15 protein-coding genes are annotated in these 25937 nt (G+C 45.3%); 10 read left to right on the forward strand and 5 right to left on the reverse strand.

What is annotated here, in order from left to right:
* Window positions 1-106 precede the first annotated feature (106 nt).
* From L5M40_RS10550 to aspA, 3 genes are all read right to left on the reverse strand, one after another.
* On the reverse strand, window positions 107-832 hold the full coding sequence (locus L5M40_RS10550; protein ID WP_105251340.1) for a fumarate reductase cytochrome b subunit: 726 nt from the start codon (window positions 830-832) through the stop codon (window positions 107-109).
* 139 nt (window positions 833-971) lie between these two features.
* Entirely contained in the window at window positions 972-2273 is a 1302-nt protein-coding gene (locus tag L5M40_RS10555; RefSeq protein WP_105251341.1) for an anaerobic C4-dicarboxylate transporter, read from the reverse strand.
* Window positions 2274-2387: 114 nt separating this feature from the next.
* Window positions 2388-3827 (reverse strand): aspartate ammonia-lyase, encoded by a 1440-nt coding sequence (gene aspA / locus L5M40_RS10560; RefSeq protein ID WP_105251342.1) that lies wholly within the window; start codon window positions 3825-3827, stop codon window positions 2388-2390.
* A gap of 556 nt (window positions 3828-4383) precedes the next feature.
* Between aspA and ansB the strand changes: the two genes are divergently transcribed.
* The 5 genes from ansB (at window position 4384) to L5M40_RS10585 (ending at window position 12122) form a co-directional block, all read left to right on the forward strand.
* Window positions 4384-5442 (forward strand): L-asparaginase 2, encoded by a 1059-nt coding sequence (ansB, locus tag L5M40_RS10565; RefSeq protein ID WP_113940026.1) that lies wholly within the window; start codon window positions 4384-4386, stop codon window positions 5440-5442.
* 477 nt (window positions 5443-5919) lie between these two features.
* Window positions 5920-8754: a M16 family metallopeptidase gene (locus L5M40_RS10570; protein WP_263256643.1), complete on the forward strand. Its 2835-nt coding sequence runs from the start codon at window positions 5920-5922 to the stop codon at window positions 8752-8754.
* 253 nt (window positions 8755-9007) lie between these two features.
* Complete coding sequence (locus L5M40_RS10575) at window positions 9008-10204, forward strand: MFS transporter (RefSeq protein WP_263176419.1); 1197 nt, start codon at window positions 9008-9010, stop codon at window positions 10202-10204.
* Complete coding sequence (yidZ, locus tag L5M40_RS10580; protein ID WP_263176418.1) at window positions 10173-11138, forward strand: HTH-type transcriptional regulator YidZ; 966 nt, start codon at window positions 10173-10175, stop codon at window positions 11136-11138. Before L5M40_RS10575 ends, yidZ begins: the two co-directional genes overlap by 32 nt.
* A 24-nt stretch (window positions 11139-11162) precedes the next feature.
* Entirely contained in the window at window positions 11163-12122 is a 960-nt protein-coding gene (locus L5M40_RS10585; RefSeq protein ID WP_263176417.1) for a hypothetical protein, read from the forward strand.
* Between the two features lie 169 nt (window positions 12123-12291).
* On the opposite strand, the gene L5M40_RS10590 is transcribed toward L5M40_RS10585, so the two are convergent.
* Complete coding sequence (locus L5M40_RS10590; protein ID WP_263176416.1) at window positions 12292-15006, reverse strand: DEAD/DEAH box helicase; 2715 nt, start codon at window positions 15004-15006, stop codon at window positions 12292-12294.
* A 375-nt stretch (window positions 15007-15381) separates the two neighbouring features.
* Between L5M40_RS10590 and L5M40_RS10595 the strand changes: the two genes are divergently transcribed.
* Together L5M40_RS10595 and L5M40_RS10600 are read left to right on the forward strand one after the other, a co-directional pair.
* Window positions 15382-16752, forward strand: coding sequence for a DUF4397 domain-containing protein (locus L5M40_RS10595; RefSeq protein ID WP_263148686.1), 1371 nt, complete (start codon window positions 15382-15384; stop codon window positions 16750-16752).
* Window positions 16753-16983: 231 nt separating this feature from the next.
* On the forward strand, window positions 16984-18105 hold the full coding sequence (locus L5M40_RS10600) for a sterol desaturase family protein (protein WP_105251349.1): 1122 nt from the start codon (window positions 16984-16986) through the stop codon (window positions 18103-18105).
* A 162-nt stretch (window positions 18106-18267) separates the two neighbouring features.
* On the opposite strand, the gene L5M40_RS10605 is transcribed toward L5M40_RS10600, so the two are convergent.
* Window positions 18268-19701: a LysM peptidoglycan-binding domain-containing protein gene (locus L5M40_RS10605; protein WP_263176414.1), complete on the reverse strand. Its 1434-nt coding sequence runs from the start codon at window positions 19699-19701 to the stop codon at window positions 18268-18270.
* 210 nt (window positions 19702-19911) lie between these two features.
* On the opposite strand from L5M40_RS10605, the gene L5M40_RS10610 reads away from it, so the two are divergent.
* From L5M40_RS10610 to L5M40_RS10620, 3 genes are all read left to right on the forward strand, one after another.
* Window positions 19912-21267 carry a leucine-rich repeat-containing protein kinase family protein gene (locus tag L5M40_RS10610; protein WP_263176413.1) on the forward strand — a complete coding sequence of 452 codons (1356 nt, stop codon included), beginning with the start codon at window positions 19912-19914 and terminating at the stop codon, window positions 21265-21267.
* Between the two features lie 296 nt (window positions 21268-21563).
* Window positions 21564-22778, forward strand: a complete 1215-nt coding sequence (locus L5M40_RS10615) for an efflux RND transporter periplasmic adaptor subunit (protein ID WP_263176411.1) — start codon at window positions 21564-21566, stop codon at window positions 22776-22778.
* The gene (locus tag L5M40_RS10620) at window positions 22778-25849 is read left to right on the forward strand and encodes an efflux RND transporter permease subunit (protein ID WP_219234535.1); all 3072 of its coding nucleotides are present in this window, start codon (window positions 22778-22780) and stop codon (window positions 25847-25849) included. Before L5M40_RS10615 ends, L5M40_RS10620 begins: the two co-directional genes overlap by 1 nt.
* Window positions 25850-25937 lie beyond the last annotated feature (88 nt).

The following is a 25937-nucleotide window of genomic DNA, read 5'->3' on the forward strand; positions in this document are numbered from 1 at the left end:
CATTGCGCTCCTCGGGCATAGATGCGCTGCAACTATGTATCAGAGGAGGATCCGTATGTTGTTTGTCTTGCTATATAGGCTAGGTGCGCCTATAGCGTCATGCCCATTACTGAGGAATAAACGGTTGAACTGGCAAAACTAATTCGATACCAATATTGATATAGGTCACTAGGCTTAATGTGCCTAAACACAATAAATAGACGATCAATACTTGCGCTATAGTGCGGATAAGTGGACGGTTACTACTCACACCCCACTTTAATATCACTCGGTATAAACCAACGATGCCGTGGAATAACACGATAGGTAAAAACACCACGTATAAGAGCCAAGCGTTATCGTGGTAAACCCGTTCGGCCGAAAGGTGAGGGCCAATATCAGGGTTTAAAATCATAGTGGCAAGATGGGCCGACACTAAGAAAAACAGTAAGAAACCGGTGATCATCTGCCAGAACCATGCTTGGGTATCTCTATGCTTGATAGTCGACATAAAGCCACGCATCGCTCGCCATTGGCCTAATTGCACTGGAAAACGACGTAGTGCAGTGGCTGCATGTATTGCAACAATCACCAGCATAATGACTGAAATGATCTGGGTCACTATGGGGAAGCCATGACCCGTCGAGCTAAACATACTGCCTTCTAAGAATTGCACCATGTGAAAGAAGGTTTCTTTACCAAATAAAATGCTCGCCTCGAAATGCATATGAAATAAGAGGAAAATACCTAATATAAGTCCTGTCACACTTTGTAAGCAGTCTGCTTTAGCCGACCAAGCTTGGCCAAATGGTCCGCCGTTAATGGCGGTAGGAACACGCGTTTTTGCTGACATTAATTCACCTCTTACTCGATTTGCTATGGCGTGAATGTACCTGCATCACGCCAAAACAAAGTCTATAGATACAGATTAAAAGAAGAGGGTTAATCCATTTGTAGGCATTAGCCCTGAGAGCACTTAGGGTAAAATTGAGCTACAGCATCATGCCGCCAAACAGGAAGGCTAATGCCACACTGGTGGCAATCGTCACAACGCCAGGGACCAGGAACGGATGGTTAAATACCGCCTTACCAATCCGTGTCGAGCCAGTATCATCCATCTCGACCGCAGCCAGTAGCGTGGGGTAAGTCGGTAATACAAACAGCGCGCTGACGGCGGCGAAAGAGGCTACGGCTGTCAATGGACTTACACCAATCGCCAAGGCTGCGGGCATTAGCGCTTTTGTTGTCGCGCCTTGGGAGTAGAGCAGCATGGAGGCAAAGAATAAGGTTACCGATAATAACCAAGGCTGACTTTGCAGTAAGGTGCCGGCAAGATCTTTGATTTCCTCGATATGATTCGACACTAAGGTATCGCCTAACCAAGCCACACCTAACACACAAACACAGGCTGACATGCCTGACTTGAAGGTGGCCGCATTAGAGATTTCGCTCGCGTCTAACTTACAGAAAATCGTAATAGCGGCAGCTGCCGTGAGCATCAGCACCATAATTGCTGCGTCGCGTGGCAATACAGGGTCAACAATCAAACCGACTTTGTCAGATATCGCAGTGGCATAGGCCATGACAGCCGCAATCGCCAGCAAGAAAATCATCACAGATCGTTTCGCGCCGGCTTTAATTTTGATCTCCGTTTTGCCGCGTGTTTTGACTAAACCTTTGGCTAAGCGTTCTTGATAGACAGGATCATCGGCCAGTTCTTTACCCATTAAGTTGGCAACAACGGCGCCGACCATGCAGGCGAGGAAAGTTGAGGGAATACAAACGGCTAACAGCACTAAATAATCTACGCCAAACGGCTCTAAGATACCCGAGAAGAACACGACAGCCGCTGAAATCGGTGAGGCGGTAATGGCGACTTGAGATGCGACAACGGCAATAGATAAGGGACGAGAGGGGCGAATGCCTTGCTCTTTTGCGACTTCTGCAATAACAGGTAAGGTGGAGAATGCTGTGTGGCCTGTACCCGCAAAGAGTGTCATGAAATAGGTGACGACAGGGGCCAGAAAGGTGATTTGTTTGGGATGCTTACGTAATAATTTTTCTGCCAGTGAGACTAAATAATCCATCCCTCCAGACACTTGCATGGCCGCAATCGCGGTGATAACTGACATAATGATGAGGATCACGTCAATCGGGATATTGCCCGGTTTGAGTCCCATCCCCGCGGTCAGTATCAGTACCCCGACACCGCCAGCGAAGCCGACTCCCATGCTACCCATCCTTGCACCAAGGTAAATAGCCCCGAGGACGATAATTATCTCTAATATAATCATAGTGTTAACTCTATTTTATTTTTAATTTCAATAGCCTACGCATATTCACTCTGCGCAGGCTTATTCTTGAATCATCGAGTTATGGGCTGGGGAAGGCTCCCCAGCCCCACTGAGTTACACTTTGGCTTTGCTAGTGTTTTTTGCTTTGTACTTAGGATTCATCAGGTTTTCAACTGAGAGAATGTCATCGAGTTCTTCAACCGTTAACAAACCGCGTTCGAGTACCACTTCACGGACATTTTTACCCGTTTGAGCGCAAATCTTGCCTATGATGTCACCTTCATGGTGGCCGATGATTGGGTTAAGGTAGGTCACGATCCCGATAGAGTTCATCACATGGGCCATGCAGATCTCTGGATTTGCTGTGATACCTTCAACGCATTTTTCACGCAGGGAGATACAGGCATTACCCATCAAACTGAGCGACTCAAACATTGCCTGTCCAATCACAGGTTCCATTACGTTAAGCTGTAATTGGCCAGCTTCGGCGGCCATAGTGATAGTGATATCATTGCCGACAATCTTAAAGGCAACCTGATTGACGACCTCAGGGATCACGGGGTTAACCTTGGCTGGCATGATGGAGGAACCCGCTTGCAGCTCAGGAAGATTAATCTCCTTCAGACCTGTACGTGGACCCGATGAAAGTAAGCGTAGGTCGTTACAAATCTTGGACATTTTAATCGCCATACGCTTAATTGCACTGTGCAGCATAACGTAGGCACCACAATCGGATGTCGCTTCGATTAAATCTTCCGCTGGCACATAGGCGCGGCCAGTAATGTCTGCCAGATACTTAATGGCTAATGCGGAATAACCGACAGGCGTATTGAGCCCTGTACCAATGGCGGTTGCGCCTAAGTTCACTTCTAACAACAGCTCTTGGCAACGCTTGATGGACTTAATTTCTTCTCGCAATGTAACAGCAAAGGCATGAAACTCTTGGCCTAAGGTCATAGGCACGGCATCTTGCAATTGAGTGCGGCCCATTTTTAAGACGGTTTTAAACTCTGTGGCTTTAGTGTCGAAAGCGCTGATAAGGTCGGTTAATGCATCTAACAGAATATCGGTACTGTTGATGACCGCAATACGGAAACCTGTTGGATAGGCATCGTTAGTCGATTGGCATTTATTGACATGGTCATTAGGATTGATGACATCGTAACGGCCTTTTTCTAGCCCCATGATCTCCAGTGCAACGTTGGCTAATACCTCATTGGTATTCATGTTGACTGAAGTGCCTGCGCCTCCTTGATAAACATCGACCGGAAATTGATCAACAAATCGACCCGTTGTGAGTATTAGATCGCACGCTTCAATAATTTTGTCAGCGATTTCAGGACTTACAGCGCCTAATTCACTGTTAGCCATGGCAGCGGCTTTTTTTGTTAGCATCATGCCACGGACTAATTCAGGTACATCGGAAATTTTTTGATTACTCAGCTTAAAGTTTTCGATGGCACGCAATGTATGTATGCCATAATAAAATTCATTGGAAACTTCTTTCGTGCCCAATAAATCTTCTTCGATCCGTACGCTATTAGTATCTTTCATTTCGATCCTATTAAATCCAATTAATAGTAAGATATATCTCCGAGTATTGAGTTGTGGATGTGTACAATAAGTATACGTAACACATCAAGAATAACTCATCGAAAACATGAAGGAGAATCGTCTCCTTGACTATCGAAGTAGATCTTAACGCTTTGGCAATAACAGGATTAGGATGGTGATCACTTAACTGTTTGAAATAGTGTATTTCTTTTGTTTCTTAGATAAGTCTCTCAACTCGGATCACTAGTGTGAGCCATTACTTTTTGATGCAAATTAGCTATAGATTTGTTATTCGTTAACCAATCGGCGACATATTTATTCAAGTGTTTTTAAATTTAAATAAACCATACGATATTTAATTGTCACTGCGTCAATAGCGAATAATCATTGATTAGTTAAATCTACTCAATAATAAATGCATGGTGCTTTCCTTAAAGTTTAAATAATCAATTAGATAACGCTAAATCTGTTATTTCATTTTAGTGAGAGCTATCACAGTGAGGCTTAGACAATAGTGCACACTGTGGGCGTTTATTATTAATCAAAGGATGTAAGCATGAATTTTCCAATGCGTAAGCTTTTGCTCTCGGTCACTTTAGGGTTATTTCTCTCCTCCGCGGCGCAGGCGCTTCCACAGGTACGTATTATTGCTACGGGTGGCACTATTGCGGGAGTCGGACAATCGGCTACTGAGTCTAACTATCAGGCTGGTGAAGTGGGCATTAGTAGCTTAATTGCGGCCGTGCCTGAAATGAAACAACTTGCCGATATTCAAGGTGAGCAACTGGTTAAAATCGGTTCGCAGGACATGAACGATAAAGTTTGGCTAGCCTTAGCCAAGCGCATCAATCTGCTATTGGCTGATAAAGATGTCGACGGTATCGTCATTACCCATGGTACTGATACCTTAGAGGAAACGGCGTATTTTTTAAATCTCACCATCAAGAGCGATAAGCCTGTAGTACTGGTTGGGGCAATGCGTCCATCAACTGCCATGAGTGCCGATGGCCCGATGAATTTGTATAACGCAGTCGCGACCGCCGCTAACCTCGAATCTAAAGGTCGAGGCGTGTTGGTGGTGATGAACGATACCGTATTGAATGCCCGCGATGTGACTAAGACTAACACTACAGGTGTACACACTTTTGCCGCGCCTAACTTTGGCCCGCTTGGCGTTATCCATAACAGCAAGATTGAATACATGGGCAAAACTGAGCGTCAACATACAAGGCAAACGCCTTTTGATGTTAGCAAACTCGACAAGTTGCCACAGGTAGGGATTGTCTACAACTATGCTAATGCCAGCGATTTACCTGTTAAAGCTATGGTTGAAGCGGGTTTTGATGGCATAGTCAGCGCCGGTGTAGGTAATGGTAATATTTACCACTCAATATTTGACACCTTAGCTAAGGCGAGTCAAAAAGGCACCTTAGTCGTTCGCTCTAGCCGAGTGCCCACAGGCGCAACCACGCTTGATGCCGAGATAGACGATGCTAAATATGGCTTTATCGCCGCAGGTAATCTTAACCCGCAAAAAGCCCGCATTTTACTGATGCTGTCCTTAACGCAAAGCAAAGATCCACAACAGATCCAACGTTGGTTTCAACAGTTTTAAGATTCAACTGCGTGATAAAACAAAAGCCCTGCGAATATTCGTAGGGCTTTTGCATTAATGGCTTACCTGTGAAGTGGTTTTTTCACGAGGCCATGAGCCGAAATATCTAAACAGTGTTGTGATTTTTAAAGCCAAAATTGTGAGGGGCCAACTCAGATTTTCAATCAAGATATTGCTCTGTAATTAGATTTAAGAAAGGGCTTGGCTAATTAAGCACTCAATATCTCACTAATATATGCATACCATTCCACAGTAACCATTAAATCCACAGCTGTTTCAGCTTCCTTCCTATCTCATTATTTTTCGGCATATTCTGACTATATATCAAGGCGATAAACTATTTTTAGTACGGCATAAGGTATTGATTTTGTGACTTAAAGTGCTTTAGGTACTATAGTGAAAGCTTATTTTATCTGAAACATAGGTGAGCGCTTCCTAGGTTTCTTGTTTGATTTTGGGGGCAAAGTGCGAATTTTAATGAACAATTTCAAGGTAATTAGTTTTGTGCGTCAGTGGTTACTATTGGCGCTTTTGAGTATGGCGTTGCCACTGCAGGCGAGTGAAGATCCGCTGTGGATGGGAACGACAGGCTTGCCTATGAGTGAGCGGATCCATACCGGTGAACTTGCCAATGGTATGCGTTATTTATTGGTGAGCAATAAGACGCCGGAGCAGGCGGTCATAGTGCGGATGCGGGTGGATGTAGGCTCTTTGGTCGAGTCTGATGCCGAGCAAGGATTAGTGCATTTTCTTGAACACATGGCCTTTAATGGCTCGACCGGATTGGCGGCGGGGGAGATGATGCCGACATTGCAGCGCCTTGGCCTGAGTTTTGGCGCCGATACCAATGCTGTGACTGAGTTTCAGCAGACGGTCTATCAATTCAACTTGCCAAGTAATAGCCAAGATAAAATCGATACTGCTTTGTTTTTAATGAGAGAAATTGGCAGTAATCTATTACTCGACCCAGCGCTAATTGAACGTGAAAAAGCGGTGGTGTTGTCTGAGCTGCGTGAACGTAGCGGTGCGGATCTTGAGAATTACCGTAACCAATTACAGTTTTTAATGCCAAACACATTGCTGTCAAAGCGCTTCCCTGTGGGTGAGGCGAACAGTATCAGTAATGCCAATCGCGAGGCGTTGCTGTCTTTATATCAGCGTTTTTATACGCCCTCACGCACCACTTTAATTGTCGTGGGTGATATCGAGGTGGCCGCGGTAGAACAAAAGATAAAACAACAGTTTGCCAGCTGGAAAGCAGCGCCTTTGGCCGCTAAAACCAAGGAACAAGCTATTGGTACTGTCGCAGAGCGCCAAAGTGTCGATGCGGCGGCATTTTTTGATCAAAGTCTGTCAACGTCAGTTTCCCTTGGCATGCTAAAACCCATCTCAGCGATTACCGATAGCCCTGCTGTGCGGGAGCAGGAAATGTTGCTCGAGCTCGCCCACGGCATCTTGTATCGCCGTATGGAGTCGCAATTACTGCATAGCCAAGGTTTATATGGTGTAAACCTGCAGGTTGGGCCGCAGTTTGATATTGCCTATGGCACACAAATGAGCCTAGGTACGCAGGAAAATAACTGGCAAGAGGGAATCGCACTCTTGGAGAAAACCCTGCGTCAAGCAAAAGAGTTTGGTTTTAGCCAGCAGGAAATTGACCAGCAAATCAAACGTATGCATAAGGGATATCAGCTAAGTGTCGCGGGGAGCAGTACCATTCACAGTGTGAATATTGCCGAGAGTCTAGTGTATTCGGTGGCGGGCAATCGCGTCCCTGTCGAACCTGATTGGCAGCTCGCATTTTTTGAAAAAATAATGCCAACAGTGACACCGCAAAAGCTAAGCCAAGTGTTTAATCAAACGTGGAACGCTACGCCGTATTTGTATCTGACCAGCAATAAGCCCATTGAAAATGCTGAAAAACAGCTTATCGCCAGCTACGAGAAAAGCCGTAAACAAGCGGTGAGCGCACCAGCAATCAAGGCGATTGATGAGTTTGCTTATACTCAGTTTGGTGAGCAAGGCAAGTTAGTTGCCGACAGTCGCGATAAGGAAACGGGGATTCGCCAACTGCAATTTGCCAATGGCGTGCGCCTTAATCTTAAGCCTACCAACTTTAACAAAGGCACCACATTGGTCAGCCTAAACATTGGCTTTGGTGAAGTGCCATTCCCTGAGTTGGATGGTTTGTCTTATCTGTTTAACAGTGCGTTTGTGCAGGGTGGGCTCAAGGCCCATGATTATGACAGTCTGCAGGATATTTTTGCTGGGCAAGATATTTCCATCAACTTAGGCCTGCGTGAGCAAAGTTTTGGCGGCGAGATTAGCACTAATGCCGCAGAGCTACGCACGCAGCTTGGCTTAATGACGGCTTATTTAATTGAGCCAGGTATGGATAAGCAGGCTGAGCAATTGTTTCGTGAACAAGTGATTGCCGAGCAACAAAGTATTCATAGCAACCCACAATCTGAGTTTTCTAATCAGTTTGCCCGTATCTCCCATAATGGTGATAAACGCTATGGTTATGGTGAGCCTGAAGAAATTCTCAAACGTCACTTTGGAGAATTAGCGCCGAGTTTCCATTCGGCCGTCGAGCAAGGGGCGATTGAACTCGCTATTGTGGGCGATTTTGACGAAGCGAGTGCCATTGCTGCTGTGGCTGAAACGCTTGGCGCCATTAAGCGTAGCCCTATTGCTAATGCTCAGTCGATAGTACCTGTGTTTCCGAAAGTGCCCGTTCAGAAAACATTAACGCATTATGGTCAACTGGATATGGCGGCACTTGCCATGGTGTGGCCTACAACGGATATGACTCACTTGAGTCAACACGCGGGATTGGGTCTGCTGGAGCAAGTGCTAAGCATTCTATTAACGGAAAACGTGAGGGAGAAAGCGGGCGCGAGTTATTCGCCATCGGCCTTTTCTTATAACGATTTCAATGCCAGCGGTTATGGTTACTTAGGTTTGTTTAGCGTGACGACTCAAGCTATGTTGCCAACGGTTGCCGAGTATTTCACCGCCGCAGTTAAGCAAGTTAAAGCGCCTTCGGGGATCAGTGAGGACTTACTTAATCGAGCCCGCCAACCTGTGCTTGAGTGGATGCAAGCTGCGCCGCAAACCAATGGTTTTTGGTTAGATCTCACCTCAACTGCCCAGAGTCATCCTAGTCGTTTTGCTGCCTTTAAACAAAGGCAAGCGTTAGCGCAGCAGATGACAGTTGCAGAACTTAATAAATTGGCGCAGCAATATCTGCAAGACGATAGCAGTTTAATGATCCAAGTCCTTCCTGCACCGCCAGAACCTCAGCAATGAGTGTTGGGCTCATAGAATAGTAGACTGATCATTCACCGACATATCCCCTGTGGTCGCAAACCGCAGGGGATATTTTTCTACCCCTTTCCTTCTTCAGTTCTGTTACCAACTTTTCTTCCTCGTTCGTGGTGTTATGTCCTCCCATAGGTCGTCAATGGAAATACCTGTTGTCGAAAATGCCACTCACAGATCTGCGCGAGTGAAACTAGGCTAGGCGCAACTAATGTGTGAGATGGCTAATGGGGTGAGGTATATGTTTCGATATCTATTGTGCAGTTTTTGTCTAGTGCTTTTGTACCCGACAGGGATAGATATGTACTTGATCGGTTTGCCGCAAATTGCGCAGGATTTAGGGGCGAGTGAGGCGCAGCTGCATATTGCTTTTTCTGTGTATCTTGCGGGCATGGCGACCACTATGCTGTTTGCGGGGAGCTTAGCCGATAGGATTGGGCGTAAACCCATTACCTTGTTTGGCGCATTTTTGTTTGCTATTGCCTCTTACTTTGCCGGTAGTGCGCAAACCAGTGATCTCTTTTTAATGGCACGCTTTGCACAAGGGATAGGTGCTGGTTCTTGCTATGTAGTGGCTTTTGCGATTTTGCGTGATGTATTAGACGATAAGCGCCGAGCAAAAGTGCTCTCTATGGTCAATGGCGTGACTTGCATTATCCCTGTGATAGCGCCTGTGATAGGCCATTTAATTATGCTTAAATTCCCATGGCCTAGCCTATTTAACACTATGGCGGGGATGGGATTAATGGTCTTAACCCTGTGTATTTTTGTATTACGCGAAACCTATCCTAAACCGCAACTTCACACCACAGTTGAGCCAGGTGGGTATAAAGAATCCTTTAAACAGCGGTTTTTTCTCAGTCGTGTGGTGATAACGACTTTAGGTGTGACCACGATTTTAAGCTATGTAAATGTCTCTCCCATGTTGATCATGGGGCAGATGGGGTTTGACCGTGGACAATATTCCAACACTATGGCTATGACAGCATTTGTGAGTATGGTTGCCTCATTTTCGACGCCCTTTTTGCTTAACTTGTTTAAAGAAAAATCGTTAATTTTGTTCTCTCAGACATTATTTGCCGCCGCAGCACTGGTGTTGATCTTGACTCAATTGGGCGGGGTTAGTCAGTCATTCAACCTGCTAGGTTTTAGTTTTGTGTGTTCGGGGTTTGCGATTGGATTTGGGGTCACCATGAGTCAGGCGCTCAGCCCATTTGTGGCTCGGGCTGGAGTTGCCAGCTCTTTACTGGGAATTGCCCAAGTGTGTACTTCAGCTTTATATATTTGGGTGATGGGTCTGCTCGAAGTGAGTGCGATTAATATATTATTAGTGATCCTCGCTGTCGGTGCGCTGGTGAGCATTACACTGATCTTAGCGGTTCCTAAATTGCCGGAAATTGTAATTAATGACCAAATCCCTGAGTCGGCTAGATCTTAACTTATTGTTTATTTTGCAGCTTTTATTACAGGAGCGGAGTGTCTCTAAGACTGCCAAAAAGCTCAATGTCACGCCATCCACTGTGAGTAAGTCGCTGGCCAAATTACGGGATTGGTTTGACGATCCCTTATTTGTCAAAACGCCGCAGGGATTTCAGTTAACGCCATTGGCTCACGGTATGGAGCAGGAGTTATCCGAATGGTTGCAAATGGGTAAGCAACTGATGGCTAAGCGCGGTGACGAGATGACCAAAGGGCTCACCTTCGAGTTGATGCTTGAGTCGCCTTTGTTGCTTATCATGCTTAATGAGCTGACTCAGGCCATTTATACTCAATACCCTGATGCAAAGGTGAAGGTACGAAATTGGGATTACGATTCACTCGAAGCGATTGTGCGTGGTGAAGCTGATATGGGGTTTACCGGCCGAGAAAGTCATCCCCGTTCCAAGGAATCCCTTGATTTATTACCCTATTTTATCGATTTTGAGGTTTTATTTACCGATCTTCCTCAGGTGTATTTACGCCGCGATCATCCCGCCTTACAGGAAGAGTGGAATATAGACACCTTTCTTAAATATTCGCATATCAATATCTTGTGGGAAAAGAGCGAAACCTGGGCCTTGGATGATGTGCTTATTGAGCTTGGGTTAAGTCGCAATATTGTGCTGACCTTGGCCAGTTTTGAGCAGTCACTGTTTGTCGCGGCAGAGCCTCACCACAGCATGATGGCAATTGCGCCACAATATTGTGAGCAATATGCTCGCCAATTACATCCTGACTTAGTCAGTCGCCCGATCCCGTTAAGTGGCGAATATCTTGATAAACTCGCCATTCCTTTTACCTTGATTTGGCATAAGAGAAACAGCCACAACCCCAAAATCACTTGGCTAAGAAACAAGATAAAAGTGATTTATCAGCCGCGTGCGCATGATTAAGACGTTAAGCTTCACAGAGGATATATGTTAGAACTGTTGATTCCTTTAAAGAAGACTGTAAATCAGTCTGCAAAAGATGACCTAGAGCACTGGCTAAGTTCCATGCCTGACGGGGCTGCTTGGTATGTTATTTCGGATTATTGTTTCGGGGACAAAACTAAGCAAAATGACACAGTGTCATTTACAGTTCTCTTACATCACGACAAGCTGGATAATATCAAAGAATATATCAATCACTTTGCCCCTAAAGACATAAAATCAACTCGGACGGTATCTGTCGAATTCTTACAATATATTAATTCCCCAGTTACCTTTTCGTTTACTTTCGTAATTGACCGAAAGGCTAACTTGCTTAGAGATTATGCTACAGATGAAAATATGCTGTCATTCTTACCAGCGTTTCGCAATGTAGTATCAGATATCGCAAGTAACTCAACATTTCAAAACGGCTATGTTGATGGAGTCATGAAAAGAGTTAGAGCTTTTGAAGCTGATTTCTCAAAGAAAAACTTTAATTCAAAATTAGCCCGTCAAATTTACATAGTGTCAGCATTTGCTAGTGTCGTTTTTGAAGTTTTAGCTATAGCTAAAAAGCCCAAATATATTCAGTGGATTTCTGACAGAGATGCGCTGCTTGAGCGATATGATAGTTTTGCTTTTGACCTATCATACTTTTTATTTTTACAGAGTTATTCTGTACACTTTGAGCGAAAAGAAAATTCAGTGTTAATGTTAGATACCCCTCAGTTTCTATTCCCAGAACCAGAGAAGTCTGGGAAAAACCATTATGATGAGTTAATTCGAATTCCTGATTATTTGGCGGGGACCTTAGCGGATCTAGATGTCTCATCCAATAAATTTACTAAAGATAAGTACAATACAATCCTTTTAAATTCGTTAGTTAACTCTCGCAACCAAGCTGTCATCTACGTTACAGGCAAGGGAAATGATCTTTATTGTAAACGTTTGGTTCACAAAGCTTAATAAGTGTCTCATAAAGCTTAACAAACGTCTCATAAAGCTTAACAAGCGCCTCATAAAGCTTAATAGGCGTCTCATAAGGGACTGTCAACGTGTGGCGTTTCCTGTCCCATTCAACTGCGATGTGGTTACGGCTGTTGTGATTGAGTTTGGTAGTCGCGTTGTCTGCTCCTTAGGCGGGTGTTATTCCCAATTGCTGACAAATATGTTGGATACAAAGTTCTCGCTGTTGGCACCATAGCCCGTAGCTGACGGGGATAAGTTTAATCCCCGCGCGCTGTAACAGTTTATACAGTTCAATCTCGAAAAAGTCCGCCCAAGGCCCTGGGTAACCGATTAAATCTATTGCTAAATATTGGTTACCATAGCGGCACAGAATATCCAGTTCTAGCCCCGCCATATGGTAGGCGCGCCAGACTGTTATGCCTTTTGCTTCAATCGCGAGTGCCACAGACTGGCCGAAGGTATCGAGGGAATCGACATAATTGTGTGCCGCTTGAAATTGGCCCGCCGATGCTAAGTAAGTTGCCAGTAAATTATTGTTGGGGAGTTCATGCGCTTGTACCGATAAAAATAGCCACTGCATTTGTTTAGCGCGGGTGATGGCGACATTGAACATATCGGCTCGATTTAAATACACGGCGGCTCGGCTGTCGTTGGCCGTAATGCTAAACGACAGCAGCATAATATCGCGCTCTTCCCCTTGAAAACCAAAGGGCGTGGCAATCCGTAAGTGGTGACGCTCGAGTTGTTGTGCGCTAAAGCGCGTGAGGATCTGCTGGGATAAATACTCTGCTTGATTGCGAAAACAGGAGAGCACACCAATGCTGGAGGGCACTAATACATTCTCTTGTTCATCAATCAGTTGAGCTAACTTTTGAATTAATGCCTCCGCTTCTATGGCGTTAATTCCCTTACTATCACGGCTGCCAGTAACGTGGACTCTGTGTAAGTGCCCTGAACTTGTGCAAGGTCTGTGCTGCATAATCTTCAGCATGCCTTGATAAAACTGCTGATTACTAAATTGGATCAGCTCAGGTTTACTCCGAAAATGCTCATTTAAAAATACCACTTGGGATTGGCTCGCGAGGGACTGTGACGCTAAGTCGAGCATACTGGCATCACGGTAGCTCATTAGGCCGCGACAATCCGGGGCGAGTCCGAGTTGGGTCTGGATTTGAGTTTGTTTTGCGCGGGATAAAAACGAGAAATGGCGCAGTTGTTTGCTATCTCCCACCACCAGTGCCGCCTTTGCTCGCTGCAAGGCCGGTAAACATGCGGCAATATTGGCTTGTGTGGCTTCATCAATAATCACTAAATCAAACATTTGCTGCTCCATGGGCAGCACTTTATGCAAGCTGGCAAGGCTAGATAACCAAATGGGAAAGGTTTGTTTTAAGGCATCAAAATCCGTCTTGTAGAAGCCGTCGAGTTGCTTAGCGGATTGCCGAGCGCGTAACGCACTGGCAAAACTCACCAGCGTACTGCGCTTATGTTTGAGTAATTGGTTTAATCGATAGTGAGTTGCTAATTGTAAGTATTTGAGGCTTAAGTCTTCTTTTTGCGTGATGAGGGCCGTTAATTTATCGAGTTCATTCCATTGCTGGGCAAACCTTTTGATACCTGCACGGTAAGCCCAGTTGTAAAATCCTAAGCGCCAACGGGATTGTCCTTTTTGTAAGGTCGCCAGTTTTTGGCCGCGACGTATGGCATGGCGGCAATGACGTATAAAGCCCGCTTCCATTTTGACTTGCTGACGAGTCACGGTATTAAGTTGTTGTTTTGCATTGAGTAGCAACCTATCCGAGACGGCTTCATCAGATGCAGGATGCTGACCATGGAGCATTTCATCAATCTGGTTTTTAAGGACTTTTATAAACTGCGGCGAGCCTGCTCGAATAAGGCTGCTCCCTAGCTGGAATTGTTGTTGCAATTTATCGGCAATCACATCAACAGCTACATCGGTGTGGGCGACGATGAGGACAGATTTACCCCTTAATACCTGCTCTGCTGCCACTGTAGCTATGGTGTAACTCTTACCTGTTCCCGGTGGGCCTGAGATCTGCCCCAAAGTATGATTGGCCGCAATCTTTAAGGCCTGAATTTGCGCGCGGCTTAATAACCCAGGAAGATAAGCCTCTTGTGTGTCTTCACTGGCGCTGATTGATGTTGTTTGTTGTGTTTCTGCGAATAGCGCTTTAAGCGGTGCTGATGGTTCTGGCGCTGTCATTAGTTTGTCGAGTTCGTGCAAAATGCCCCGACTCGCGATCGAACGTTCTGCCAAAATGATTTGGCTTCGACTGACAAGAAACTGCCCACGTTTACGGCATAAGCTAGTGAATTCAGCCTCATCGATCAGCTTGGGAAAATGCAATAAATGACTGGTATCAACATCGGCTTGGCCCGCCCGCAGCCAAGATATCCAGCCACTGACATCCGTTGGATTATCGCGTAAATCTTGGCTTAGGCTATGTCCTTCAACGACTAATTTTTCTAATAGAGCTTCATTGATAGTGAATGGTCCGCTGCCAGCTAGAGTGTTATTGCTCTCTAGGTAGAGATTATCGCCGTCAGCCTGTAATTGGCATTCGCGGTACAGCAGTGGCGTCACGACTTTACGTTTTTCGCCATTAAGGTCGACTGTGCCGCAGAAAAACAGACAGCAGTGCAATAATACCTTTTCGCGTAAATACAAAGCGCTACGCGCTAGTAATGCACTGGCGGGAGCAAATGGCACTGGCAAGCGGGGTAGGAAGCCACTGCTTAACTCGTCTTCATGTTGGAGTAATAGCTGATCTTGCTCGGCAAGCTTGTGGCTAGACCAGAGATTGATTTCAGCACTATCGTGTTGAAAACATTGTTTGTAGTAGTTGAGAATCCCTTGCAAATCCTATCCATCCCAAAGGCTTAATTGGCGATGCGAGAGTAACCTAATCGCATTAGTCGAACAAGGTTTGTACCGTCTGAGGATAGTTTATCCATAGTCGCTTTAAGCCTAAAAGAGAGGTGTTCGATAGAACAGTCATTTTCCACTGGAGCAGAAGCGTTTTTGAGAAGCGAGCAAAAGTATCAGCAACCGCATTTGTATCAATTAAGGGCCTGAAAAGTGTGGTTTGTATCACTTTTTGGTGTGTTATTGAAATGTTTGTTAAGTGTTTGAGTTTGTAAAATATTTGTTTTTGTTTTTAGTGGAAATTGCCATTGTTGTCATTGTATAACTGCGTAGATTGAACTGAATTTTTGTCTGCTAATGAGGGAAACAATGATAAAAAGTAAGCTAAAGGGATTCGCTGCGGTGGCTGTTGCCTGTTTAGCGGTAACGGCATGTGGCTCAGATGATAATAATGAAGAGGGCACAGATCAAAATGCCACCTATGTGCAATTCTATAATGCTTCAGCTGGAAGCACTGCTACTGCACTCAAAGTTGCCGATAAAACCTATGAAAGTGTGATCTATGGGGACACTATGCCGCGATTTACGTCGACTGCTGGCGTAACTGCGATTGAAGTGATGGCTAAGGATGCCTCTGATAAAGATATCTCTATTTATAAAGAAAATATCGATTTGAAAGTTGCAACGGACCATTTCTTTGTATTACATGGTGATTTTACCGAACCTAAATTACTTAATATCAACTATTCTCGCACTGAACTCGATAAGCTCAACGAAGTGGCTGAAAACAGTAAAATGCAGCTCTTGATTGCCAATACTGCTGTACATGCCCAAGCCTTTGACGCTTATGTTTCTAAGTCGACCCAAACCTTTGCCGATGCTGTGATGTTAGGCAGTGTGGCCTACGGTGAAGTGTCGCAGCCGCAAGTGATGGATACGGGTGAATATAAGGTTTACCTCGCACCAGCGGGAACAACCAATGTTTCTTATACAACTGCGAACATTAAATTCAGTTCTAAGGTGCCTTATAAGCTGATCATCCGTGAAGGTTTTGGTGCTTCGGATTCAAAAATCACCTTGGACAGTGTCGATTCAACCACCAATGTTCGCAATCATGTAGCATTAGAAGCGAGTGTCGATTATCGCGTCTTTAACGGTTTAGGTTCGCACATTATCGATGTGAAAGTGGCTAGCAGTAAGCAAGATACTCTGTTTAGCGAAGTGCCATCTTTTGGGGTGACTAGCTATCAAAGTGCTGAGTTTAATGATTTTGGTGTGAGTGTGTTCGACCACGGTACGCAAAATAAATTGCTCGATAATGTGCTTATCACCCTTAACCAAGATGACATTAAAACCATCTTCATCTATGAGCAAACGACCGAGCAGGGCAGCCAAGTGAAGGCGATGGAGATGAAGCAAACTCAGACGCCAAGTCCCTATAGCTTTAAGTTCGACATTGTGAGTTTTGCCGATAAAAGCAATCTAACCGTGTATTTCTTAAAGGCAAATGACACGATTGAAACGGCTGTAAATAAGATCACCGCAGTCAATCCTGCGAGCCCTCAGTCATTGACTGTGCCAGCTGGCGAATATTCTATTAAGGTTATCGCTGTGGAAAACGGTACTAAAACCGTTGTCTATGCATCCGATTTAATGGATTTCAGCAATGAAGACAATGTGACTATGGTGCTGAATAAAGATCCTTCTACTAGCTTTGGTTATAACTTGATTAAGATCTAACCGCTAAGGTGAGTGAACGGCTCTAATAAAACAGCGCTACTTAGGTAGCGCTTTTTTTGCTGTTTTTTTGTGCTCGTTTTAGTGGGCTTAGTAGATTGAGCATTATTGTCTTAGCATTCACTTTTTATTGATTGTGGCTGCGGGGTTAATGTAGGCTGATCGGCAAAAATTAAGCCGAGCATTGCTGTGATGTGAGTAACGCGAGCAATATAGGAAAAGGAGTTCACTGTGATGAGTAAAGGATTTAAAGACGGCCATTTCCAAATTGGTGAAGGCAGTATTAGCGGCACTATAGCGTGTATGTTAGCGATATTATCGTTTCTGGGTGTATTGGCGTTTCATTTTCCCGAATATCTCACCACTCCAGAATTACGCCAAAGCTATAATGTCGATGTTATTCGCAGCTTAATATTTGTCGCCTTAGTGGTGTCGGGCAGTTTAGGTTTATTGAATTTTATTCGAAATAAAAATAAGCGTTTCGGCTTTGTGGCTTGGGTATTTGTGAGTTTAGCGATTGCCTTTGGTGGTCATCAAGTTGAGGTCGAGCCTTTTGCTAATCATAAGGTCTCACTGGGTTTAGATTGGTTTATTTTAGACTTATTAGGCTCAACCTTAATTTTCATTTTTATCGAGAAATGGCTACCCCATAAACCAGAACAAGCAATATTGAGACCCGAGTGGCAAGGGGATTTAAACCATTTTTTGGTGAATCACTTAGCGATTGGATTTGTATTATTGGTGGCAAACCAATTTGTGCAGTCGACCTTTTCTTGGGCTATTTCCAGCACAGTGCAAAGCTTTATCGCGGATCTTCCCTTTGCGTTGCAACTGTTGTTGATTTTATTGGTCGCCGATTTAATGCAATATGCGGCGCACCGTGCCTACCATGAAATTCCTTTCCTGTGGCGCTTCCATTCGGTGCACCATAGCGCGAAACATTTAGATTGGTTGGCTGGTTCAAGGCAACATATGTTTGAGTTGATTGCTACCCGTTGTTTAGTGCTCACGCCGATTTTTATCTTGGGATTCTCCAAAGATATCATCAGTATTTATGTGATTATCGTTGGCGTGCAGGCGGTATTTAATCATGCCAATGTGCAGGTTAACTTTGGCTGGCTACGTTACTTAATTGTCAGTCCGCAATTCCACCATTGGCATCATGCTTCCGATAAGGCGGCAATCGACCGTAACTATGCTGCCCATTTTTCTTTTTTAGATTACCTATTTGGGACTGCAGTTCGAGGTCAGAAAGAGTGGCCAGAGCAATATGGTGTCGTGGGCGATTACATGCCTGTTGGCATGTTTAAGCAGCAATTGTATCCCCTTGGTTTAGCGAAGAAAGACACAAAATAATGGCGTGCAATTAGAATGGTTTGTTTTGGAATGATTGTCCGGGAGTATTTGTTAGGTCAACTGAGTAGTGGCGGTTAACTCTGACACTGGATAGAAATAAGCCCAACACAGCGCTTGGGAACCGCGCTTTGTTGGGCTTATTTGCCGTTCAAACTACAATCGTTATTCGGAAATTTTCAGTTCTTGGCCTGGCTTAATAATGCTTTTGCCATTGAGCTGGTTCCACTTCATTAAGTCAGCCAGTTTAACCTTATTCGTACGGGCGATTTTATCCAGCGAATCACCTGATTTCACCTTGTAAGTGGTCGCTTTTACTACAGGTTTATCGGTCGATGTTGAGGTAGTCGCTTTAGCTTTGGTCGACGACTTATTGCTCACTTTTTTATCTGTCTTCGCCTTGGTTTTAGTGGGTTCTGGCTCATTATCATTGCCCGCCATTGGCGTTAACAGTGTGAGCTCTTGGCCGATTTTTAGGCGGTCAGATGTCAGATTGTTGGCCTGTTTTAATGCTTTCACTGACATATCAAACTTGGCTGCGATTGTGCCTAGGCTGTCACCAGATTTGACGATATAGCTTTGGCTATCATAGCGTTTTTGAGCGTAGAGCTTGTCCTGATTTTCCTGATAATGACCTATGTTTTCCAGCGGTAAGGCGATTTGATATTTGCCTTTGCTGGGGATTACACCTTGGCGAAAGCCTGGGTTATAGGTTTTAAATTCTGCTTTGCTGAGCCCTGCTGCATTAGCAATCTGGCCAATATCTACGCCATTAGGTGCTGGCACTCTTTCCAAGAAAGGGCGGTTAGCAATAGGGGGGACTTTTAAACCGTAGTGGTTGGGATTTCGAATAATCTGAATAAATGCCAGCCACTTAGGGACTGTTTGTACTCGCTTAGCGGGGATACCCAGTGACCAAAAGTCCGTAGGTTTGCCCTTGGCTTTGTTTTTATCAATGGCGGCTTTGATCACTAGCTCACCGGTATTGTAGGCGGCGACGGCGTTAATCCAGTCTTTGTCTAAGGTGTCGTATAGGTGCTGTAGATAGTCGAGCACTGCATCGGTTGAGGCCAGCGCATCTTTACGGCCATCATAGGCAGAATTCACCGTTAAGCCAAAATTACGTCCAGTAGCAGGGATCATTTGCCACAGTCCTGCGGGGCCGTTAGCTTGTGCTAAAGGGTTATAGCCACTTTCGACTATGGGCAATAACGCCAATTCTAATGGCATGTTACGTGCTTCGAGCTGGCTGACTATGTAATATAAAAATGGCTCGGCGCGATCGCCAACCTGATTCATAAATTTTTGTTTATCATCGAAAAAGTTACGCTGTTTACGTACTTCGGCATCATCATGGACGTCAATGGTATTGGCGTGTTGGATCTTTTCCCACACATCGCTGTACTGCTCAACCACGGCGGGTGGCGTTTGATGCTGTTGTGGCGAGTGGTCGTTATCATTACTGACATCACTTGCAGTGGCATTGAATTCAGTGGTTGATGGGCTTGCTGATGTTGTAGCGCAACCGCTCAGTAGGGCCATTAGCATGGCAAGCATAAGCACTGTAAAAGAGTGCGTTTGGCGAAAATGTGTCCGCATGATTGTCCTGTGATGAGTTGACTGGGCATTCCATATTGGTGCACATGCTAATCTGTTTTCGAGTTTCTGGATAGCTCCCCCAAGTTTTACCTATAGTATCAAAGTTGTCTTAAGGCCGATTGTGCCGCCCTTTGATTGCAGATCCTGCGTTTAGCTTTGTCGATTTATACGCTACCATAGCCGCGATTTTTCATTAACTTGGGTAGCAAAGTGCAGACGTTAGCGCAGTTAAGGGCAGGGCAGTTACAAGGGATCACACGTTTACAATTGGTTGAGGATTTAACCGAGTTCCCGCGGGAGATTTTTGATTTAGCCGATACCCTCGAAATCCTCGATTTATCGAATAATCAACTGAGCACTTTGCCCGAGGATTTACACCGCTTATCGCATTTAAAGATAATTTTCGCCTCGAATAATCGCTTTGAACATTTGCCTGAGGCATTAGGGCGCTGCACAAATTTAGAGATGATTGGCTTTAAGGCCAATCAAATCAAAACAGTGACTGCTGCGGCATTACCGCTGCAAACCCGCTGGCTCATCCTAACCGATAACCTCATTGAGACGTTGCCTACGGCCATGGGCGATTTACATCGTCTGCAAAAATTAGCCTTAGCGGGTAACCGTTTAACAGCCTTGCCCGAGTCGATGGCCAATTGCCGCAACTTAGAGTTAGTGCGTTTATCGGCCAATCAACTCCACGCACTGCCAGCTTGGTTACTCAGTTTGCCCAAACTGACTTGGCTCGCCTTTGCGGGAAATCCATTCAGCCATACCTTAGTCGATCCCCATGCCGATGTGGCCACATTGGCGAATGTGACTCTGGGTGATATCAAGTTGGCTGAGAAGCTTGGCGAAGGGGCTTCTGGGGTCATTTATCGAGGCGATTGGTTGAATCAAGCCATGATAGCCGCGACGGGGTCGGCGCAGATTGCGGTAAAACTCTTTAAGGGTGAAGTGACGAGCGATGGTTATCCCGCTGACGAGTTAGATTGCTGTCTCACAACGGGTGATCATCCCAGCCTTATTAAGGTCGTGGCGCACATTAGCCAGAAAGATCAATTGGGTTTAGTGATGGAACTTATTCCGCCAGGGTTTAGTAACTTAGGGCTACCACCAAGTCTTGTCACCTGCACTCGCGATACCTTTAAAGACGGTAGCGAATTTCGCCTTGATGAAGTCGCCAAAATCACACACCAGTTAGCCGATGCGATGGCGCACATGCATGCCAAACAAGTAAGCCATGGTGATGTCTACGCCCATAATATTATGGTTAATCAACAGATGAGCTTATTGTTTGGGGATTTTGGTGCGGCATCAAACTTATGCAATCTATCGACAGCAGAACGCTTAGCGATAGAAGCTATTGAAGTGCGGGCGCTTGGTTGCTTGATTGAAGATCTATTGGCCTATGTGGATGCATCTGCCTATGTGAGTGCCTCGATTGGCCCTCTTTACTACACACAGTTGAGTGCGATTAAAGACGAGTGCATGCAGTTAGATGTGGCTCAGCGCCCCTGTTTTGCAGACGTGAAAAAGGCCATCGGAGCCCTGTTAAAAGGTAAATAGTGGCTTGCTAATAGGCTGGCTCTACACTTGTTTCAAGTTTGCTGTATTTTATGGTTGTTTGTGTGATTTAAGTGCTCACTATTAAGTTTATCGTTAAGTTATTGTTTTGTTTGGTTGTGTAACCGAGTTTTTACTGGCACTGACTGGGATTAAGCCTATAGGCTGTATACCCAAATAACCTCAAATTGCTTAAACAGGCACTTTGGGGGGACTTGGTATTAGTTTTGGGTTCAATCCGGTTTGCTGTTGTCGGATAGGATGTCCGTTGAATAGTAAGAACGATAGGTTTGCATACTATGTTTACACGAACGCTGTTTACACAAAGAGTAACTGAACGAGCACGCAGTGCATGCGATATTTCATTAAAAAGCCATTCCCATCATCTCCCAAAGGCGCCCTTATTCGCGCCTTTGCCGTTTCTACTGGCGAGTGTTTTCGCTTTAGCCCCTATGGCCGTGATGTCGGCGGACAAGGTCGATATCATCCCTGTGACGGTCGAGGCCGTTAAAGAAACATCCTTTGCCGATGTAGTGAATGAAGTCGGTAAAATCAACGCTATCGATTCAGCCACGCTGAACTTTAATGCTAGCGAAAAAATTAGCGCGATTCATTTTAGTAACGGCGACAAAGTGACTAAAGGCCAAGTGATTGCCGAGCAGGACAACATTAAAGCCAAGGCTGATTTAGACAAAGCCAAGAGCACCTTAGCACTGGCTAAAACTAAGCTGGAGCGTATCGAAGACTTACTGATTAAAGAACCCTTTGCGCTTGCTAAGCAAGATGTGGATGAGCTACGGGAAAATGTGAATCTGGCCGATGCGGATTTTCGCCAGAAACAAGCCACCATGAACGATTACCTGATCAAGGCGCCCTTCGATGGTCAGTTGACCAGCTTTAGTCAGTCTATCGGCAGTCAAATTGGTGCTGGTACGGCCTTAGTCACCCTCTATAGTTTAAATCCGGTCGAAGTGCGTTATGCCATCAGTCAGAAGGATTTAGGCAAGGCGCAAAAGGGCCAAAAGGTGAATGTGACTGTTGAGGCCTATGGTAATAAGGTATTCAAAGGGTTAGTTAACTATGTTGCCCCTGCGGTAGATGAAAGCTCAGGACGGGTTGAAGTGCATGCCGCCCTTGAAAACCCTGAGTTTAAGCTTGCTCCTGGCATGTTCGCCAACATCAAGCAGTTCTATAGTCTAGGGATTAAACGTCTGTTAGTGCCGCAAAATTCGATTATTGCCAATAACGATGAACGTTTTGTCTGGCTAGTGCAGGGCGATAGCGTAGTAAAACAAGTAGTTAAACTCGCTCAAAATACGAATGACGGTTATGCCGTCGTGACTGAAGGTTTAGCCGAAGGCGATTTAGTCGTTAAAACGGGTATGCAAAACCTCAAGTCCGATAGCAAGATCAAAGTCGTGCAGGATAGAAACACTGCAGATAAAGCGGCAACATCAAGCGCTGACAAAGGTGCTGATTCAGGCGCTACTCCAAATATTGAGGTGGCTGAATAATGCGTTTACCCGAAGTCTGTATTCGTCATCCTATCTTCGCCTCCGTACTCAGTATTATGGCTGTGTTACTGGGCTTGATTGCCTTTCAAAAACTCGATATCCAATACTTCCCTGAGCATACCACCCACTCGGCATCTGTGAATGCGTCGATTGCAGGGGCGAGCGCCGATTTTATGTCGAGTAACGTGGCCGATAAGTTGATTGCTGCGGCTTCGGGCATAGATAAAGTCGATACCATGTCGACCGACTGTAGCGAGGGGCGTTGCTCATTAACGATTAAATTCAATGATGACACCAGCGATATTGAATACACCAACTTAATGAACAAGTTGCGTAGCAGCGTCGAAGGGATTAACGATTTCCCCCAGAGCATGATAGATAAGCCCACAGTCACTGACGATACTTCGGCCACAGATTCTGCCAGTAATATCATCACCTTTGTGAACGCGGGAGGCATGGAAAAGCAGGCTATGTATGACTACATTAGCCAGCAGTTAGTACCGCAACTCAAACAAGTTCAAGGCGTTGGTGCCGTTTGGGGGCCATATGGTGGCTCACAAAAGGCGGTCAGAGTCTGGCTCAATCCTGAACAAATGAAGGCGCTGAATATTAAAGCTGCCGATGTGGTGGGCACGTTAGGCTCTTACAATGCCAGTTTTACCTCGGGTGCGATCAAAGGTAAGTCGCGGGATTTCTCGATTAACCCTTTGAATCAAGTTGAAACGCTTGAAGACGTGAAGGATCTGGTGATTAAGGTCAGCGAGGGTAAGATCATCCGTGTGTCCGATGTCGCCGATGTGGTGATGGGCGAGGAAAGTCTGTCGCCGAGTATGTTGTCTATCGGTGGACATAGTGCAATGTCATTGCAGATTTTACCGCTGAGCAACGCTAACCCAGTGACAGTGGCTTCGAACATTAAAGCCGAAATTGCACGCATGCAAAAACATTTACCCCAAGGCTTAGAAATGAACTTGGCTTATAACCAAGCTGATTTTATTGAAGCCTCCATCGACGAAGGATTTTCTGCGTTGATTGAAGCGGTGATCTTAGTTTCGCTGATTGTGGTGTTATTTTTGGGTAGCCTGCGGGCGGCATCGATCCCCATTATTACCATTCCCGTGTGCGTGATTGGGGTGTTTGCTGTGATGTCGGCGCTCGGATTTAGTATCAATGTGTTGACTATTTTGGCGATTATTTTGGCTATTGGCCTGGTGGTGGATGATGCCATTGTGGTGGTCGAGAACTGCTATCGCCATATTGAAAACGGTGAAACGCCTTTCAATGCGGCAATTAAAGGCTGTCAGGAGATCATTTTCCCTATCATTGCCATGACGTTAACGCTCGCCGCTGTGTATCTGCCGATCGGATTAATGTCGGGCTTAACCGCCGATCTGTTTCGGCAATTCTCCTTTACCTTAGCAGCGGCCGTAATGATCTCTGGCGTGGTGGCGTTGACTTTGTCGCCTATGATGAGCGCCTATCTTATCAATACTACTGAGCAACACCCTAAATGGTTTAGCCGAGTCGAGAATGCGCTGCAGCAGTTAAATCATTTGTATATCAATGAGCTGAATAAGTGGTTTTTCCGCAAGCGCTTGATGTTTGGTGTGGCTGTGGTTTTGGTGGGTCTTGCGGGTATTGCTTACTGGCAATTACCCAAAATACTCTTGCCTGCGGAGGACTCTGGCTTTATCGATGTGGCGTCTAATGGCCCTACCGGTGTCGGTAGGCAGTATCATCTCAATCACAATGCTGAGCTTAATGGTGTGATGGACGAGCATCCCGCGGTTGGGGCTAACTTGTCCTATATCGAGGGAGAGCCAGTGAACCATGTGCTACTCAAACCTTGGGGTGAGCGCAGTGAGGGTATAGATGATGTGATCAGCGACTTGATTACAACATCAAAGGAAAACGTTTCTGCCTATAACATGTCGTTTAGCATTCGCTCAGCAAATAATCTCAATATTGCCAATAATTTGCGTTTAGAGCTGACGACCTTAGATCGGAATAAGGACGAACTCAGCGAAACCGCCGCCAAAGTGCAAAAATTACTCGAGGATTATCCTGGCCTGAATAACGTGGGCAACTCAGTGCTTAGGGACCAACTACGCTACGATCTGTCTATCGATCGCAACGCCATTATCCTCTCAGGTGTGAGTTATGGTGATGTCACTAATGCACTTTCTACCTTTCTTGGCTCAGTGAAGGCGGCGGACTTACATGCTACCGATGGTTTTACTTATCCTATTCAAGTGCAAGTAAACTTAGACAAACTGAGTGATTTTAAAGTGTTGAATAAGCTGTATGTCACTTCAGAATCAGGGCAAGCACTGCCATTGTCGCAATTTGTGTCGATTAAACAGACCACGGCAGAATCTAACATTAAGACGTTTATGGGTCTTGATAGCGCTGAATTGACGGCAGATATTATGCCCGGTTATTCAACTGATGAAATCAAAACCTACTTAGATGAACAATTGCCGACATTGCTTAATGATGCCCAAGGCTTTAAATACAATGGTGTGGTGAAGGATCTTATGGATTCGCAGGCGGGCACTCAGTCGCTATTCTTGCTGGCATTGGTGTTTATCTATTTGATTTTGGCTGCGCAGTTCGAAAGTTTTGTCGATCCCTTAATTATCTTACTGACAGTGCCCTTGTGTATTGTCGGTGCGTTATTGACCTTAGCCTTGTTTGGCCAGAGTGTGAATATCTATTCGCAGATTGGTTTATTAACCTTAGTGGGGCTAGTGACTAAACACGGTATCTTGCTGGTGGAGTTTGCCAATAAGCAACAAGACCAAGGTTTGAGTGCGATTGAGGCGGCGCGAAGCAGTGCCAAATCTCGTTTAAGACCGATTCTAATGACGTCTTTAACCATGATTTTAAGTGCGATTCCTTTAGCCTTGGCATCGGGACCGGGCTCGTTAGGATTAGCTAACATAGGTTTAGTCTTAGTCGGAGGTCTGTTAGCGGGCACTTTCTTCTCGTTATTTGTAGTGCCTGTGGCCTATGTCGCTATGGCGGAATTGAAGGCCAAGGATGTGCTTGCTAGACTGCGAAGTGCTTAAGTTGAGTTTTATGTGCTGGGTTTATCGCCCCTAGGCTGACAGGCATGGGTTCAACTTGCCTGTAAATACGTTATGATTTAAGCCAACG

It is taken from the genome of Shewanella sp. SM68 (genome assembly GCF_025653925.1).
GTDB lineage: Bacteria > Pseudomonadota > Gammaproteobacteria > Enterobacterales > Shewanellaceae > Shewanella > Shewanella oncorhynchi.